13 protein-coding genes are annotated in these 13,338 nt (G+C 66.1%); 12 read left to right on the top strand and 1 reads right to left on the bottom strand.

Annotated features, from left to right (window positions below):
• Window positions 1–2: 2 nt before the first annotated feature.
• The 12 genes from AC3IYG_RS02285 (at window position 3) to AC3IYG_RS02230 (ending at window position 12,026) form a co-directional block, all read left to right on the top strand.
• A complete protein-coding gene (locus AC3IYG_RS02285; RefSeq protein WP_489313821.1) occupies window positions 3–608 on the top strand; it encodes an outer membrane lipoprotein carrier protein LolA in 606 nt (201 codons plus the stop codon).
• Entirely contained in the window at window positions 592–2,970 is a 2,379-nt protein-coding gene (locus tag AC3IYG_RS02280; RefSeq protein ID WP_489312104.1) for an MMPL family transporter, read from the top strand. The genes AC3IYG_RS02285 and AC3IYG_RS02280 overlap by 17 nt, the downstream gene beginning before the upstream one ends.
• The gene (locus tag AC3IYG_RS02275; RefSeq protein ID WP_489312103.1) at window positions 2,967–4,127 is read left to right on the top strand and encodes a cation:proton antiporter; all 1,161 of its coding nucleotides are present in this window, start codon (window positions 2,967–2,969) and stop codon (window positions 4,125–4,127) included. The genes AC3IYG_RS02280 and AC3IYG_RS02275 overlap by 4 nt, the downstream gene beginning before the upstream one ends.
• Complete coding sequence (locus tag AC3IYG_RS02270; RefSeq protein WP_489312102.1) at window positions 4,114–5,367, top strand: NAD(P)/FAD-dependent oxidoreductase; 1,254 nt, start codon at window positions 4,114–4,116, stop codon at window positions 5,365–5,367. The genes AC3IYG_RS02275 and AC3IYG_RS02270 overlap by 14 nt, the downstream gene beginning before the upstream one ends.
• 11 nt (window positions 5,368–5,378) lie before the next feature.
• Complete coding sequence (locus AC3IYG_RS02265) at window positions 5,379–6,107, top strand: class I SAM-dependent methyltransferase (RefSeq protein WP_489312101.1); 729 nt, start codon at window positions 5,379–5,381, stop codon at window positions 6,105–6,107.
• On the top strand, window positions 6,104–6,592 hold the full coding sequence (locus AC3IYG_RS02260; protein ID WP_489312100.1) for a DUF3261 domain-containing protein: 489 nt from the start codon (window positions 6,104–6,106) through the stop codon (window positions 6,590–6,592). Before AC3IYG_RS02265 ends, AC3IYG_RS02260 begins: the two co-directional genes overlap by 4 nt.
• Window positions 6,593–6,611: 19 nt before the next feature.
• A complete protein-coding gene (locus AC3IYG_RS02255) occupies window positions 6,612–7,829 on the top strand; it encodes a beta-ketoacyl-[acyl-carrier-protein] synthase family protein (protein ID WP_489312099.1) in 1,218 nt (405 codons plus the stop codon).
• Window positions 7,826–8,281, top strand: coding sequence for a hotdog family protein (locus AC3IYG_RS02250; RefSeq protein WP_489312098.1), 456 nt, complete (start codon window positions 7,826–7,828; stop codon window positions 8,279–8,281). The genes AC3IYG_RS02255 and AC3IYG_RS02250 overlap by 4 nt, the downstream gene beginning before the upstream one ends.
• 83 nt (window positions 8,282–8,364) lie before the next feature.
• Window positions 8,365–9,093: a 3-oxoacyl-ACP reductase FabG gene (fabG, locus tag AC3IYG_RS02245; RefSeq protein WP_489312097.1), complete on the top strand. Its 729-nt coding sequence runs from the start codon at window positions 8,365–8,367 to the stop codon at window positions 9,091–9,093.
• Window positions 9,093–10,319 (top strand): beta-ketoacyl-ACP synthase, encoded by a 1,227-nt coding sequence (locus AC3IYG_RS02240; protein WP_489312096.1) that lies wholly within the window; start codon window positions 9,093–9,095, stop codon window positions 10,317–10,319. The genes fabG and AC3IYG_RS02240 overlap by 1 nt, the downstream gene beginning before the upstream one ends.
• 31 nt (window positions 10,320–10,350) lie before the next feature.
• Window positions 10,351–10,752 (top strand): hypothetical protein, encoded by a 402-nt coding sequence (locus AC3IYG_RS02235; protein ID WP_489312095.1) that lies wholly within the window; start codon window positions 10,351–10,353, stop codon window positions 10,750–10,752.
• Window positions 10,753–10,793: 41 nt separating this feature from the next.
• Window positions 10,794–12,026, top strand: a complete 1,233-nt coding sequence (locus AC3IYG_RS02230; protein ID WP_489312094.1) for a serine hydrolase domain-containing protein — start codon at window positions 10,794–10,796, stop codon at window positions 12,024–12,026.
• 34 nt (window positions 12,027–12,060) lie between these two features.
• Here AC3IYG_RS02230 and hemE read toward each other — a convergent pair whose 3' ends face one another.
• Window positions 12,061–13,128, bottom strand: coding sequence for a uroporphyrinogen decarboxylase (hemE, locus tag AC3IYG_RS02225; RefSeq protein WP_489312093.1), 1,068 nt, complete (start codon window positions 13,126–13,128; stop codon window positions 12,061–12,063).
• Window positions 13,129–13,338 lie beyond the last annotated feature (210 nt).

Genomic DNA, 13,338 nt, shown 5'->3' with positions numbered 1-13,338 from the left:
GCCTGCGCACCTTGCGCCATCGACCAGGGTTCCTGCTGCTGGCGCTGCTCTGCGCGCCCCTGGCCCAGGCCTTCGACCTGGATCAGCTCGCCGCGCAACTGGGCAAACCGCAGGTGCTGCGTGGCGAGTTCATCCAGGAAAAGCACCTGCGTGCACTGCCGAAACCGCTGACCAGCAGCGGCCACTTCGTGCTGGCCAAGCAGCATGGTCTGCTCTGGCTGCTGCAAAGCCCGCTGCAGCAGGACTACCGCATCAGCGCCACAGGCATTGCCCGGCGCGCCGCCGAGGGCTGGCAAGCCCTGCCGCAACAGGGCGCCGGTGCGCAGCAGAACCGCCTGTTCCTCGCCGTGCTGCAGGGCGACAGCAGCGGCCTGCAAAAGGATTTCGACCTGGCCCTGAGTGGCGATGCCGAGCACTGGCAACTGCAGTTGACGCCCAGGGCCGCGCTGCTCAAACAGATTTTCACCGCCATCAATATCGAGGGCGGAGCCCTGGTGGAACGCATCGAACTGCTGGAAACCCAGGGCGACCGCACCCTGATGCGCATGCCCAACAGCCTTGCCGACAACGCATTGAACACAGCGGAGCAGCATGACTTCGCTGAATAAGCACCGCTGGAGCGTCCTCGAGCGCTGGCTGCCACGGCTCTTCAGCCTGTTGCTGCTGGCGCTGTTGGCGCTGGCCGGCTGGCAGTGGCGCGCGGGGCCGCCGATCTCGGCCAATCTGCTGGAGCTGGTGCCGAGCGACGCGCCCGATGCATTGCAGCAGCTCGCCGAACAGCGCATGCAGGAGCCGCTCAACCGCGAACTGGTGCTGCTGATCCGCCACGCCGACAGCCAACGCGCCATCGCCATGGCCGCCGAAGTGGGCGCTGCGTGGCAAGCCAGCGGGCTGTTCGAAAAGGTCCAGTGGAACCTGCAAGCCGACTTCCCCGCCTTGCGCCAGCAACTGCTGCAAGGCCGCCTGGCGTTGCTTGGCGGCGCCGACCGGCAACGCTTGATCGACGACCCGCAAGCCTTTATCGAGCAGCGCGTGCAGGCGCTGTACGACCCGTTCAGCAGTTTCAGCCTGGTCAGCAGCGAGCAGGACTGGCTCGGCCTGACGCAACTGATCCAGCGCAACCTGCCGCGCAGCGGCAACGTCAGCCCTGACCTCAGCGGCGCGCTGCTGGCGCAGAACCAAGGGCAAACCTGGGCCTTGCTGCGGGCGCGCACCCTGGGCAGCGCCTTCGATGGCAACCTGCCGGAGCAAGTCGCCGAACGCGTGGCCAGCGCCCGGCAACAGGTGCAGGCGCAAGGCGGTGAACTGCTCGCCAGCAGCGGCCTGCTCTATGCGGCCAGCGGCGAACAGCAGGCCAAACGGGAAATGAGCCTGATCGGCGGCGGCGCCAGTGCCGCCGCGCTGCTGTTGATGCTGCTGGTGTTTCGCCGTGTGCGCGTCCTGCTGGCCTTTATCCCGGCGCTGGTGGGCATCCTTAGCGGGCTGGTGGCCTGCGTCGCGCTATTCGGCCATATCCATGCGCTGACCCTGGTGCTGGGCGCCAGCCTGATCGGCGTAGCCATCGACTACCCGCTGCATTACCTGTCGAAAAGCTGGACCTTGCAGCCCTGGCAGGGCTGGCGCGCATTGAGAGCCACCCTACCCGGGCTCAGCCTCGGGCTGGCGACCAATGCCATCGGCTACCTGGCGCTGGCCTTCACGCCCTTTCCGGCCCTGCAACAGGTGGCGATCTTTTCCGCCGCCGGCCTGCTCGGCTCCTACCTGTGCTCGGTGTGCTGGCTGCCGGTATTGATCGGCAACCAACCGCTGCGCCCCTGGCCGACACCTTTGCGGTGGGCACAGGCGCTGTTGGAAGTGCGCAATCGACTGCTGCAACGCATCGGCACACCCTGGCTGCTGGCTGCCTTCCTGCTGTTCTGCGCCGCCGGCGTGGCCCAGGTGACCAGCAAGAACGACTTGCGCCAGTGGATCAGCAGCCCGCCGCAGTTGCTCAGCGAATCGCAACGCATTGGCACACTCATCAACTACCAGCCCACCAGTCAGTTTTTCCTGGTCCGCGCCGCCGACCAGCAGCAACTGCTGCAACGCCAGGCGCAACTTGGCCAGCGCCTGGAGCGACTGGTGGCACAGGGCAAGCTCGGCAGCTACCTGGCCTTGAGCCAACTGCTGGCGCCAGTAGCGGAACAACAGCGGCTGCGCCAGGCCCTCGCGCAACTGCCAGCGCATGCCCAGGCATTGCAGGCCCTGGGCGTCACGGAGCAGGCCTTGGCGGCCGAGATCCGGCAGTTGCAGGCGTTGCCCGAGCAGAACCTGGAGCAAGCCCTGGCAGGGCCGCTGGGGGAAATCTGGCGGCCGCTATGGCTCGGCCAGGACAGCAGCCGGCCTGGACAGCCAGGGGTTGCCGGCCTGGTCAGCCTGCAAGGCTTGAGCGATACCAGCCTGCTGGCCGCCCAGGCCCAAGGGCTGCCCGGCGTGCAGGTGGTGGATCGGCTGGCTGCGCTTAACCGCCTGTTCGCCAGCACGCAGTTCAACGCGGCAGAGCTCAAACTGCTGTCCTGCCTGCTGATCCTCGCCGTGCTCTGCCTGCCGTTCGGCCTGCACGGCGCCTTGCGCAGCCTGGCCGTGTCGCTGCTCGCCGCCCTGGCCAGCCTGGCCAGCCTCGGCTGGCTCGACCAGCCACTGACGCTGTTTAGCCTGTTCGGTCTGTTGCTGGTCACCGCCATTGGCGTGGACTACGCGATCATCATGCGCGAACGGGTCGGCGGCGCGGCCACCAGCCTGCTCGGCACCCTGCTCGCGGCGCTGACCACCTGGCTCTCGTTTGGCCTGCTGGCGCTGTCGAGCACCCCGGCGGTAAGCAATTTCGGCCTGGCCGTTGGCCTCGGGCTGCTGTTCAGTTTCCTGCTCGCGCCCTGGGCGGCCAGTGAAGAGCAGGCGCAAGAGCAGCTGCACGCGGAGCTGGCACGATGAGCGTTGCACTGTTCTGGTTCGCACTGCTGGCGTTGTTCGCCGCGGCCACCTGGCTCGGCGCGCGAATCCGGCTGATCCCGATCGTCAGCCAGTTGCTGCTGGCCAGCCTGGGCATCCCGCTCCTGCTGCTGTTCTGGGTCGAGCCGCACGCCCAACTGAGCGCTGCGCAACTGCTCGCGCCGGCCTGGCTGCAAAGCCTCTACGGCCTGAGTTTCGCCCTGCTGCTCGGGCATATCCTCAGCGATGTGATCGACCTGGAGCTGAGCCCGCAGAGCCTGAAGATCGCCTTGCCGAGTTTTCTGCTGCCGTTCGGCTGCGGCCTCGGCTGCGCGTTCTGGCTGTTGCCGGCGCAGCCCTGGCTGAGCGGCGTGGGCATCGGCCTGCTGTTTTCGATCACCGCGATTCCGGTGCTGTACCTCTACCTGCAGAACATCGACTATCCACCGGCCGCCACTAAGCGCCTGCTGCATGCGGCGATTTTCATGGATCTGCTGTGCTGGAGCCTGTTCGCCCTGGCCCAAGGCAGCAGCCAGCCCGAGCAACTGCTCTGGCCGGTGCTCGGCGCGCTGTTGCCACTGTTGCTGCATAAAATGCTGGGGCTGCGCCATGGGCTGTTTTACAGCCTGCCATTCTTCGCGTTGATGCTGCTGATGCAGCAATTCCAGCTCAATGCCCTGGTCTTCGGCATCGGTTACATGCTCTGCCTCGCCGGGCTGAAGCAGCCATTCCAGCTACCGCTGCCGAAACCGCTCTGGCAGTGGCTGCAGAACGGCTTGGCAATCCCGCTGATCCTCGCCTGTGGCGTATTGCAGGTGGACTTCGACAACGCCTGGCAGCACTACTCCTGGCTGCACCTCGGCGCCTTACTGGTGCTGCCGGTACTGAGCAAGCTGGCCGGCAACTGGCTGGGCCTGGGCTGGGCCGAACCGAATGCCAGCCGGCGGGTGAAGTGGCGCGAAAGCGTGCTGCTGAATATCCGCGGGCTGACCGAGTTGGTGTTCCTCAACCTGCTTCTGCAGCAACAGCTGATCGACGCCCAGGTGTATTTCAGCCTGCTGCTGATGAGCCTGTTTTCCACGTTGCTGCCGGCCCTGCTCGGCATCGGCAAATCTTCCGCAGGACAACCCGCAGCAAGGAGCTCGTATGGTGGCGTTTGACAGGGAGGCGGCGGCACGCGAGCAGCGTCGCGTGCTGGTGATCGGTGCCGGGCCGGCCGGGGCGATAGCCGCCGCGCTGCTGAAACGCCGGGGCCACGATGTGCTGGTCATCGAACGCCAGCGCTTTCCGCGCTTCTCGATCGGCGAAAGCCTGCTGGCCCACTGCCTGGACTTCATCGAAGAGGCCGGCATGCTTGAAGCGGTCCAGGCCGCCGGCTTCCAGCCCAAGAACGGCGCGGCCTTCGCCTGGGGCGAGCGCTACACGCACTTCGACTTCCGCGACAAGTTCACCGCCGGCAAGGACTGGACCTTCCAGGTGCAGCGCGCCCGCTTCGACAAGCTGCTGGCCGACCAGGCCGAACTGCAGGGCGTGGAGATCCGCTACGAGGAAGAAATCATCGCCGCCGACTTCAGCGCGCAGCCGCAACTGACCGTGCGGCGCGCCGATGGTAGCGCGTATAGCGTGCAGGCCGACTTCGTCCTCGACGCCAGCGGCTATGGCCGGGTGCTGCCGCGCCTGCTCGACCTGGAAGCACCGTCGAACTTCCCGCTGCGCCAGGCGCTGTTCACCCATATCGAGGATCGCATCGACGATCCGGCCTTCGATCGCGAGAAGATTCTGGTCAGCACCCACCCGACCCTGCGCGATGTGTGGTTCTGGACCATACCGTTCAGCGATGGCCGCTGCTCCCTCGGCGTGGTCGCCGCTGCCGCGCGCTATACCGGCCGCCCGGCGGATCTGGACGCCTGCCTGCGCCAGTTCATCGAGGAGACGCCGAACCTGCGCCGCCTGCTGCAACATGCGCAGTGGGACACCCCGGTGCGCAGCCTCGGCGGCTACTCGGCGAACGTGAAAAGTCTGCACGGCCCGGGCTTTGCCCTGCTCGGCAATGCGGCGGAATTCCTCGACCCGGTGTTCTCCTCCGGGGTGACCATCGCCATGCGCTCGGCGAGCATGGCCGCCGGCCTGCTGCACCGCCAGTTGCAAGGCGAAACGGTGGACTGGCAAAGCCAGTTCGCCTTACCGCTCAAGCGCGGCGTGGACACCTTCAGGGTCTATGTCGAGGGTTGGTACGACGGTAGCTTCCAGGATGTGATCCACCATCCCGGAGGTTCGCCGGCGATCCGCCAGATGATCAGCTCGATCCTCGCCGGCTACGCCTGGGACGAGCGCAACCCTTATGCCGCGGAGCCCCAGCGGCGCCTGCGGGTACTCGCCGAACTGTGCGCCACGACGTGAAAAGGACTTCCATGAACCCTGCCGCCGCTAATTACGTGACAGAAACCCGCTTCGGCTTCTGGTTCCTGCAGAGCCGCGTCTGGCAGCAGCATGTGCTGCGCGTGGCGATCAACGACCTGCAAGGCCTGATCGACCAACCGCTGCCCGCCGACGCGGTGCTGCTGGATGTCGGCTGCGGCCAGGGCAAGTCCTTGCGCCTGTTGCAGGAAGCTTTTGCCCCGCAGCGGCTGCTGGGCCTGGATGCCGACCCGCAGAGCCTGCTCATGAGCCGCGCCGAAGCCGAACACCAGGGACTCGCGGTCGAGCTGTTCAGCAGCGACTGCGCCGCCATCCAGCGGCCCTCGGCCAGTGTCGACATCCTCTTCTGCCACCAGACCTTCCATCATCTGGTGGAACAGGAAAAAGCCCTCGCCGAGTTCTGGCGCGTGCTCAAGCCGGGCGGCTGGCTGCTGTTCGCCGAATCGACCAAGTTCTACATCGACACCTGGGTGATCCGCTGGCTGTTCCGCCACCCGATGCAGGTGCAGAAAAGCGCCGAGCAGTACCTGCAAATGCTGCGTGAACAGGGCTTCGAGTTCGGCCCGCAGAACCTCTCCTACCCCTACCTGTGGTGGAGCCGCTCCAGCGACTTCGGCCTGCTGGAACGCTGGGGCCTGTGCCGGCCAAAACCCTTCGGCCAACGCGAGGAAACCCTGATCAACGCCGCCGCACGCAAACCGCTGGAGCCGAACGCGCTATGATGCGCCGCCTCTGGCTGCCCTGGTTGCTGTTGCTGACGGCCTGCGCCCAACAGGCGCCGTTGCCCAGCACCGCACCGAGCGTGGCCTGGCCGCTGCAACTGCATGTGCAGCGCGAGCAGGCCGGGCAGCGCCAGGACTGGCTGTTGGTGGTGCAGCAGGAAGGCCCGGCACTGCGCTGGTCGCTGCTCGACCCGTTGGGAATTCCGCTGGCCCGGCAGCTATTGAGTGGCCGTCAGTGGCAAAATGACGGGCTGCTGCCGCCCAACCCGCAAGCCCGCGAACTGTTCGCCGCCCTGCTGTTTGCCCTGACCCCGCAAGCCGAACTGGCGCAGCGCTATGCCGGGGCCGACTGGCAGGTGGATGGCCAGCGCCGCACGCTGCGCGAGGCCGGCCAGCCGCGCTGGCAGATCGAATACCGGCAACCCCTGAATTTCCGGCTCAAGACCACCAACGGCCTGAGCTACCGCGTCGAGACGCTGCAATGATCAAGCAAGACTCATCCCGATGACCGCCTACCTGAATGCCCTCGGGTTGCTCTGCGCCCTTGGCAGCGGCAAACAGGAAGTCGCCGAGCGGCTGTTCGCCGGCGACGCCTCGGGCCTGAGCTGGCAGGACGGCTGGGTGCCGGAACGGCGCCTGCCGGTCGGCGCGATCAGTGGCATCTTGCCCGCGCTACCCGCCGGCAGCCCGGCCCAGGCAACGCGCAATAACCAGTTGCTGCTGGCGGCGGCGCTGCAGATCGAGACGGATATCCAGCAGGCCATTGCCCGCTACGGCCGCGCGCGGATCGGGGTGATCCTCGGCACCAGCACCAGTGGCGTGCAGGAAGCCACCCAGGCGATTGGCCACTTGCTGCAGGACGGCGAGCTCCCCGCCAGCTACCACTACGGACAACAGGAACTGGCCGCACCGGCTGCCTTTCTTGCCGACTGGCTGCAGCTGAGCGGCCCGACCTATGTGATTTCCACCGCCTGCACCTCCAGCGCCCGCGCCCTGCTCAGCGCCCGCCGCCTGCTCGACAGCGGCATCTGCGACGCGGTGCTGTGCGGCGGTGTCGACTCGCTCTGCCAGTTGACGCTGAACGGTTTCAACTCGCTGGAAGCCCTGGCCAGCGAGCGCTGCAACCCGTTCTCGCGCAACCGTGCGGGGATCAACATCGGCGAAGCGGCGGTGCTCTTTCTCATGGCCCGCGAGCCGCTGGCCAGCCAGACCGGCACACCGATCGCCCTCCTCGGCGCCGCTGCCAGCTCCGATGCCTACCATATCTCCGCCCCCGAACCGCAGGGCCTTGGCGCCCAGCAGGTGATGCACGCGGCGCTGGCGGATGCCGGCCTGGCGGCCGAGCAGATTGCCTACCTGAACCTGCACGGCACCGCTACCGGCCACAACGACGCCATGGAAAGCCTGGCGGTCGCGGCGCTGTTCCCGGCGGGGGTGCCCTGTTCGTCGACCAAACCGCTGACCGGCCACACGCTGGGCGCGGCCGGGGCCTTGGAAGCCGCATTCTGCTGGCTGAGCCTGGCGGCCGAAAACCGCGAACAGCGCGTGCCGCCGCACCTGTGGGACGCCGAAGCCGACCCGCAATTGCCCGCCCTGCGCCTGACGAACAACGCGACCCGCCTGACCGGCACCGCCCCCCGACGGATGATGAGCAATTCCTTCGCCTTCGGCGGCAGCAATATCAGCCTGGTGCTTGGTCACCCGACGGAGGGCAGGCCATGAGCCTTTGGCCGATAGCCGAACTGCTGCCGCATGCCGGCGACATGATCCTGCTGGACCGGGTGCTCAGCTTCGGCGAAGAGGAGGTGCGCACTGAACTGACGGTGCGTGCCGGCGGTCTATTCAGCCAGGCCGATGGCAGCCTGCCGGCCTGGGTCGGGGTCGAGCTGATGGCGCAGAGCATCGCCGCCTACGCCGGTTGCCAGGCGCGCCAGGCCGGGGCACCGGTGGAGCTGGGCTTTCTGCTCGGTACCCGCAGCTTCCAGTGCAACGTCGAGGCCTTTGCGCTCGGGGCGCAGTTGCAGATCCACGCCATCCGCTCGCTGCAGGACGACAATGGCATGGGCGTTTTCGAGTGCCACCTGAACGGCCCCGGCATTCATGCCGAAGCCCGCCTGAACGTGTTTCGCCCACCGCAAGTGGCCAGCTACCTGGAAGAGCCCGCACATGATTGAATCGATTCTGCTAACCGGCTCCAGCCGGGGCCTTGCCGCCAGCGCCATGGGGCGCCACCGTCAAGACGCTCAAGAGCCTGCACATGACTGAGTCAATTCTGGTAACCGGCTCCAGCCGGGGCATCGGCCGCGCCATTGCGCTGCGCCTGGCTCGCGCCGGCCATGACCTGGTGCTGCACTGCCGCAGCGGCCGCGACGAAGCCGAAGCGGTACGCGCACAGATCCTCGAACTGGGGCGCCAGGCGCGCATCCTGCAATTCGATGTCGCCGACCGTGCCGCCTGCCGCGAGCGGCTGGAAGCCGATGTCGAGGCCCATGGCGCTTACTACGGGGTGGTCTGCAATGCCGGCCTGACCCGCGACGGCGCCTTCCCGGCGCTGAGCGAAGAGGACTGGGACCTGGTCATGCGCACCAACCTGGACGGCTTCTACAACGTCCTGCACCCGCTGATCATGCCGATGATCCGCCGCCGCAAGGCCGGGCGGATCGTCTGCATCACCTCGGTCTCGGGGCTGATCGGCAACCGTGGCCAGGTCAACTACAGCGCCTCCAAGGCCGGCGTGATCGGCGCCGCCAAGGCCCTGGCGATCGAGCTCGGCAAGCGCAAGATCACTGTCAACTGCGTCGCGCCCGGGCTGATCGACACCGCCCTGCTGGATGAAAACGTGCCGATCGAGGAACTGCTGAAGATGATCCCGGCACAACGCCTGGGCACGCCGGAAGAAGTGGCCGGCGCGGTGAATTTTCTGATGTCGGATGAAGCGGCCTATATCACCCGCCAAGTCCTCGCCGTCAACGGAGGGCTGTGTTAATGAAACGTGTGGTCGTCACCGGCATGGCCGGTATCACCTCGCTGGGCAGCGACTGGGCCGGCATCGAGGCGAATTTTCGCGCCAACCGCAGCGGTATCCGGCGGATGCACGAATGGGACCGCTTCACCGAGCTGAATACCCGCCTGGCCGGGCCGATCGACGACTTCGCCGTGCCCAAGGCCTGGACCCGCAAGCAACTGCGCAGTATGGGCCGGGTCTCGCGGCTGGTGGTGCTGGCCGCCGAGCGGGCATTGACGGACGCCGGGCTGCTGGATGACCCCTCGATCCGCGACGGGCGCATGGGCGTGGCCTGCGGCTCGTCCACCGGCAGCACCGACGAGATCAAGGCGTTCGGCAATATGCTGCTCAATTCGGTGGCCGACGGGCTCAACGCCAATTCCTATGTACGCATGATGCCGCACACCACGGCGGCCAATATCAGCATCTTCTTCGGCCTCAAGGGCCGGGTGATCCCCACCTCCAGCGCCTGCACCAGCGGCAGCCAGGGCATCGGTTATGCCTACGAGGCGATCAAGTTCGGCCGCCTGCCGCTGATGCTCGCCGGCGGCGCCGAGGAGCTGTGCCCGACCGAGGCCATGGTGTTCGACGCGCTCTATGCCACCAGCCTGAAGAACGATGCGCCGCACACCTCGCCACGCCCCTATGACAGTGGCCGCGATGGCCTGGTGATCGGTGAAGGCGCCGGCATCCTGGTGCTCGAAGAACTGCAGCACGCCCTCGCCCGTGGCGCCCATATTCACGCCGAGATCGTCGGCTTCGGCAGCAACGCCGACGGCCAGCACGCCACCAAGCCGGAACAGCTGACCATGCGCCGGGCCATGGAGCTGGCGCTGGAGGATGCCAATCTGGCGCCCGCCGCCATCGGCTACGTCAACGGCCACGGCACCGCCACCGAGCAGGGCGACATCGCCGAGACCCTGGCCACCAGCAGCCTGTTCGGCGCGCGCATGCCGATCAGTTCGCAGAAGAGCTTTCTCGGCCACACGCTGGGCGCCTGCGGGGCGCTGGAGTCCTGGTTCAGCATCGAGATGCTCAACCGCGACAGATATATCCACACCCTCAACCTCGACCAGGTCGACCCGCAGTGCGGCGAACTGGACTACCTGCGCGGCGAAACCCGGCAGATGAGCAACGAGTACGTGATGAACAACAACTTTGCCTTTGGCGGACTCAACACTTCGTTGATTTTCCGCCGCTGGCGCTGACCCCCAACCTGTAACCACTGGAGATCACGGAATGTCCCACCTGATTCGCGCACTGCTGCTGTCCATCGGCCTGGCCACTCTGGCGGGCTGCACCAGCAAACCTGTGGAGAACATCCAGCAAAGCGTACCGGCCGCCAGCGTGCGCAGCAGCGCGGACATGCAGCGGGCAATCGTCAGCGGCCTGAACCAGCGCGAGTGGCTGGTGCAGCAGATCGGCCCGAGCGAGATCCGCGCCGAAATCACCCAGCGCGGCCGGCACCATGCGGAAATCACCATTCCCTACAGCGCCAGCCAGTTCGCCATCGAATACCGCAGCAGCCGGGGCCTCGACTACAAAAATGGGAAAATCCATCGCAACTACAACAACTGGGTCAACAACCTGCGCGCCGACATCCTCCAGGAGCTGCAGGCGCAAAGCCTGGGACAGCGCTGAAGCCCGTCTTGTCGAAGCCACCCTCTGCGCCAGGTATTTCCGTGCGGTTCTATAGCGTTGCGCTAAGCAAATGCGTCGGTTATACCCTGGCCCTGATGTGTCTGGCAGCCTGCGGCACCTTATCGCGCATGCCGGTCGACCCCTCCGATCAGCAGACGCTGCGCTTGGCCCGCAGCGGCGACCTGGGTGCTGAAGTCGACTCCCTGGCCCAGCCGCTGATCGACGCGCAGCGAACCCCAGGCCTGGTGGTTGGCGTGCTCAGCGCCGACGGGCAAAAACACTTCTTCGGCTATGGCGTCAGCGATCAACTCAGTGGCCGCAAGCCGGATGGCGACACGCTGTTCGCCGTCGGCTCACTGAGCAAAGGCTTTCTCGGCGATATCGCCGCCTTGCTGGTGCAGGACGGCCGGCTGAACTGGGATGACAGCCTCGAAAGCCTGTTGCCCGCCAATACGCCGCTGAGCGACGACGCCAAGCGCATCACCCTGCTGCAATTGGCCACCCACACTTCCGGCCTGCCGCGCCAGCCGATGACGCCGCAAACCCTCACGTACTTCATCGAGTACCTGTTCACCGGCAACAGCTTCTACCGGCACTTCGACCGCGCCTACCTGCTCAACTACCTGGCTGACTTCGACCGGCCCGCGCAGGTCGAACCGCAGTATTCGAACATCGGTTATGGCTTGCTGAGTTACGTGCTGGAAGTGCGCACCGGCAAGAAGGTCGATGAGTTGCTGCAGGAGCGCGTCGCCGCGCCACTGGGCTTGAGCAACACCAATTACCTGCCGGAACAGCTGGCCGGCTACAGCCGCCGGGCTCGCGGCCATGCCGGCGACCAACCCAAGTTCATCCGCCGCGGCCAGCCCGTTCCCGACTGGCAGTTCACCGACATCCTGCATGGCACGGCGGCGCTCTACTCCAACGCCGATGACTTGCTCAGCTACGCGGCGGCGCACCTGCGCCCCAGCGCCAACGCGAACATGGATGCGGCGCTTCTGGACACCCTGCAGGTACGCGTCGACCGACGCCAGGAAGCGGCCGCAGTAGCCTGGATCGTCGATGACATCGGCGGGCGGAAAATCACCTACCAGATCGGCCTGGTCGGCGGCTACTCCAGCTATATCGGCCTGGACACCGAGCACAGGACCGCCGTGGTGGTGCTGCAGAACAGCTTCAACTGGAGCAACGACGTGGGCCATCGGCTGTTGCTGCGCATGGCCGGCGCACTCGATGAGCGCCGCGACAGCGCGCCGCGCCTGACCCAGCAACCATAAAAAAGGCCGCATCAGCGGCCTTTTTCGTAACCCCTCAGGGGTGGTACCGCGCCGACAGCTCATGCACCGCTTCGAGGAAGGCGCCGGCGTGGGCCGGGTCGACTTCCGGGGTGATGCCGTGGCCGAGGTTGAACACATGGCCACTGCCCTGGCCATAGCTGGCGAGGATGCGCGCCACTTCGGCGCGGATTGCCGCCGGCTGGGCGTAGAGCACGGTCGGGTCCATATTGCCTTGCAGCGCCACCTGATCACCGACGCGACGGCGGGCGTCACCGATGTCGCAACTCCAGTCCAGGCCCAAGGCGTCGGCACCGCTGGCGGCGATCGACTCCAGCCAGAGTCCGCCGTTCTTGGTGAACAGGATCACCGGCACCTGGCGGCCGTCGTGCTCGCGGATCAGGCCGCTGACGATCTTCTGCATATAGGCCAGGGAGAACTCCTGGTAGGCGGCGGCGGACAGGTTGCCGCCCCAGGTGTCGAAAATCTGCACGGCCTGGGCGCCGGCGCGGATCTGCCCGTTCAGGTAGCGGGTCACCGACTGCGCCAGCTTGTCGAGCAACAGGTGCATGGCCTGCGGGTTGTCGTAGAGCATGGCTTTGGACTTGCGGAAGTCCTTCGACGAACCGCCTTCGACCATGTAAGTGGCCAAGGTCCAGGGGCTTCCGGAAAACCCGATCAGCGGCACACGACCATTCAACGCGCTGCGGATGGTACGCACGGCATTCATCACATAACCGAGGTCCTGTTCCGGATCGGGGATCGGCAGTGCCTCGACATCGGCCAGGGTGCTGATGACTTTCTTGAAGCGCGGGCCTTCGCCGGTCTCGAAATATAAACCCTGGCCCATGGCATCCGGGATGGTCAGGATGTCGGAGAAGAGGATCGCGGCATCCAGTTGCGGGTAGCGGTCCAGCGGTTGCAGGGTGACTTCGCAAGCGAACTCGGGGTTCTGCATCAGGCGCATGAAATCGCCGGCTTTCGCCCTGCTGGCGCGGTACTCCGGCAGGTAGCGACCGGCCTGACGCATCATCCACACCGGGGTGACGTCGACGGGCTCCTTGAGCAGGGCACGGAGGAAGCGATCGTTCTTCAAGACAGTCATGGCAGGTTTCCGACAAAAAGTGCGGGAATTTTGTAGGGTGGGTCGGCCGTAACACGGCGTAATCCACCACCCACAGGCGAAAAAGATCAGGCATTGTCGCAAAGCACAAAACAAAAGGCACGGCGAGTGCCGTGCCTTTTGTCTATCGCGACGATTTGCCTCATCGCTCTCCGTCGGGTGGGTTAGCCGCGCAGCGGCGTAACCCACCCG

The organism is Pseudomonas sp. KH_027 (assembly GCF_057838565.1).
Note: the sequence above shows the minus strand (reverse complement) of the source record. Positions and strands in the feature narration are given on the sequence as shown.

What these genes read in the sequence shown, in the direction of transcription:
- AC3IYG_RS02280 (WP_489312104.1), top strand. Translation starts at nt 592, where the DNA reads ATGACTTCGCTGAATAAGCACCGCTGGAGCGTCCTCGAGCGCTGGCTG.
- AC3IYG_RS02275 (WP_489312103.1), top strand. Translation starts at nt 2,967, where the DNA reads ATGAGCGTTGCACTGTTCTGGTTCGCACTGCTGGCGTTGTTCGCCGCG.
- AC3IYG_RS02270 (WP_489312102.1), top strand. Translation starts at nt 4,114, where the DNA reads ATGGTGGCGTTTGACAGGGAGGCGGCGGCACGCGAGCAGCGTCGCGTG.
- AC3IYG_RS02265 (WP_489312101.1), top strand. Translation starts at nt 5,379, where the DNA reads ATGAACCCTGCCGCCGCTAATTACGTGACAGAAACCCGCTTCGGCTTC.
- AC3IYG_RS02260 (WP_489312100.1), top strand. Translation starts at nt 6,104, where the DNA reads ATGATGCGCCGCCTCTGGCTGCCCTGGTTGCTGTTGCTGACGGCCTGC.
- AC3IYG_RS02255 (WP_489312099.1), top strand. Translation starts at nt 6,612, where the DNA reads ATGACCGCCTACCTGAATGCCCTCGGGTTGCTCTGCGCCCTTGGCAGC.
- AC3IYG_RS02250 (WP_489312098.1), top strand. Translation starts at nt 7,826, where the DNA reads ATGAGCCTTTGGCCGATAGCCGAACTGCTGCCGCATGCCGGCGACATG.
- fabG (WP_489312097.1), top strand. Translation starts at nt 8,365, where the DNA reads ATGACTGAGTCAATTCTGGTAACCGGCTCCAGCCGGGGCATCGGCCGC.
- AC3IYG_RS02240 (WP_489312096.1), top strand. Translation starts at nt 9,093, where the DNA reads ATGAAACGTGTGGTCGTCACCGGCATGGCCGGTATCACCTCGCTGGGC.
- AC3IYG_RS02235 (WP_489312095.1), top strand. Translation starts at nt 10,351, where the DNA reads ATGTCCCACCTGATTCGCGCACTGCTGCTGTCCATCGGCCTGGCCACT.
- hemE (WP_489312093.1), bottom strand. Translation starts at nt 13,128, where the DNA reads ATGACTGTCTTGAAGAACGATCGCTTCCTCCGTGCCCTGCTCAAGGAG.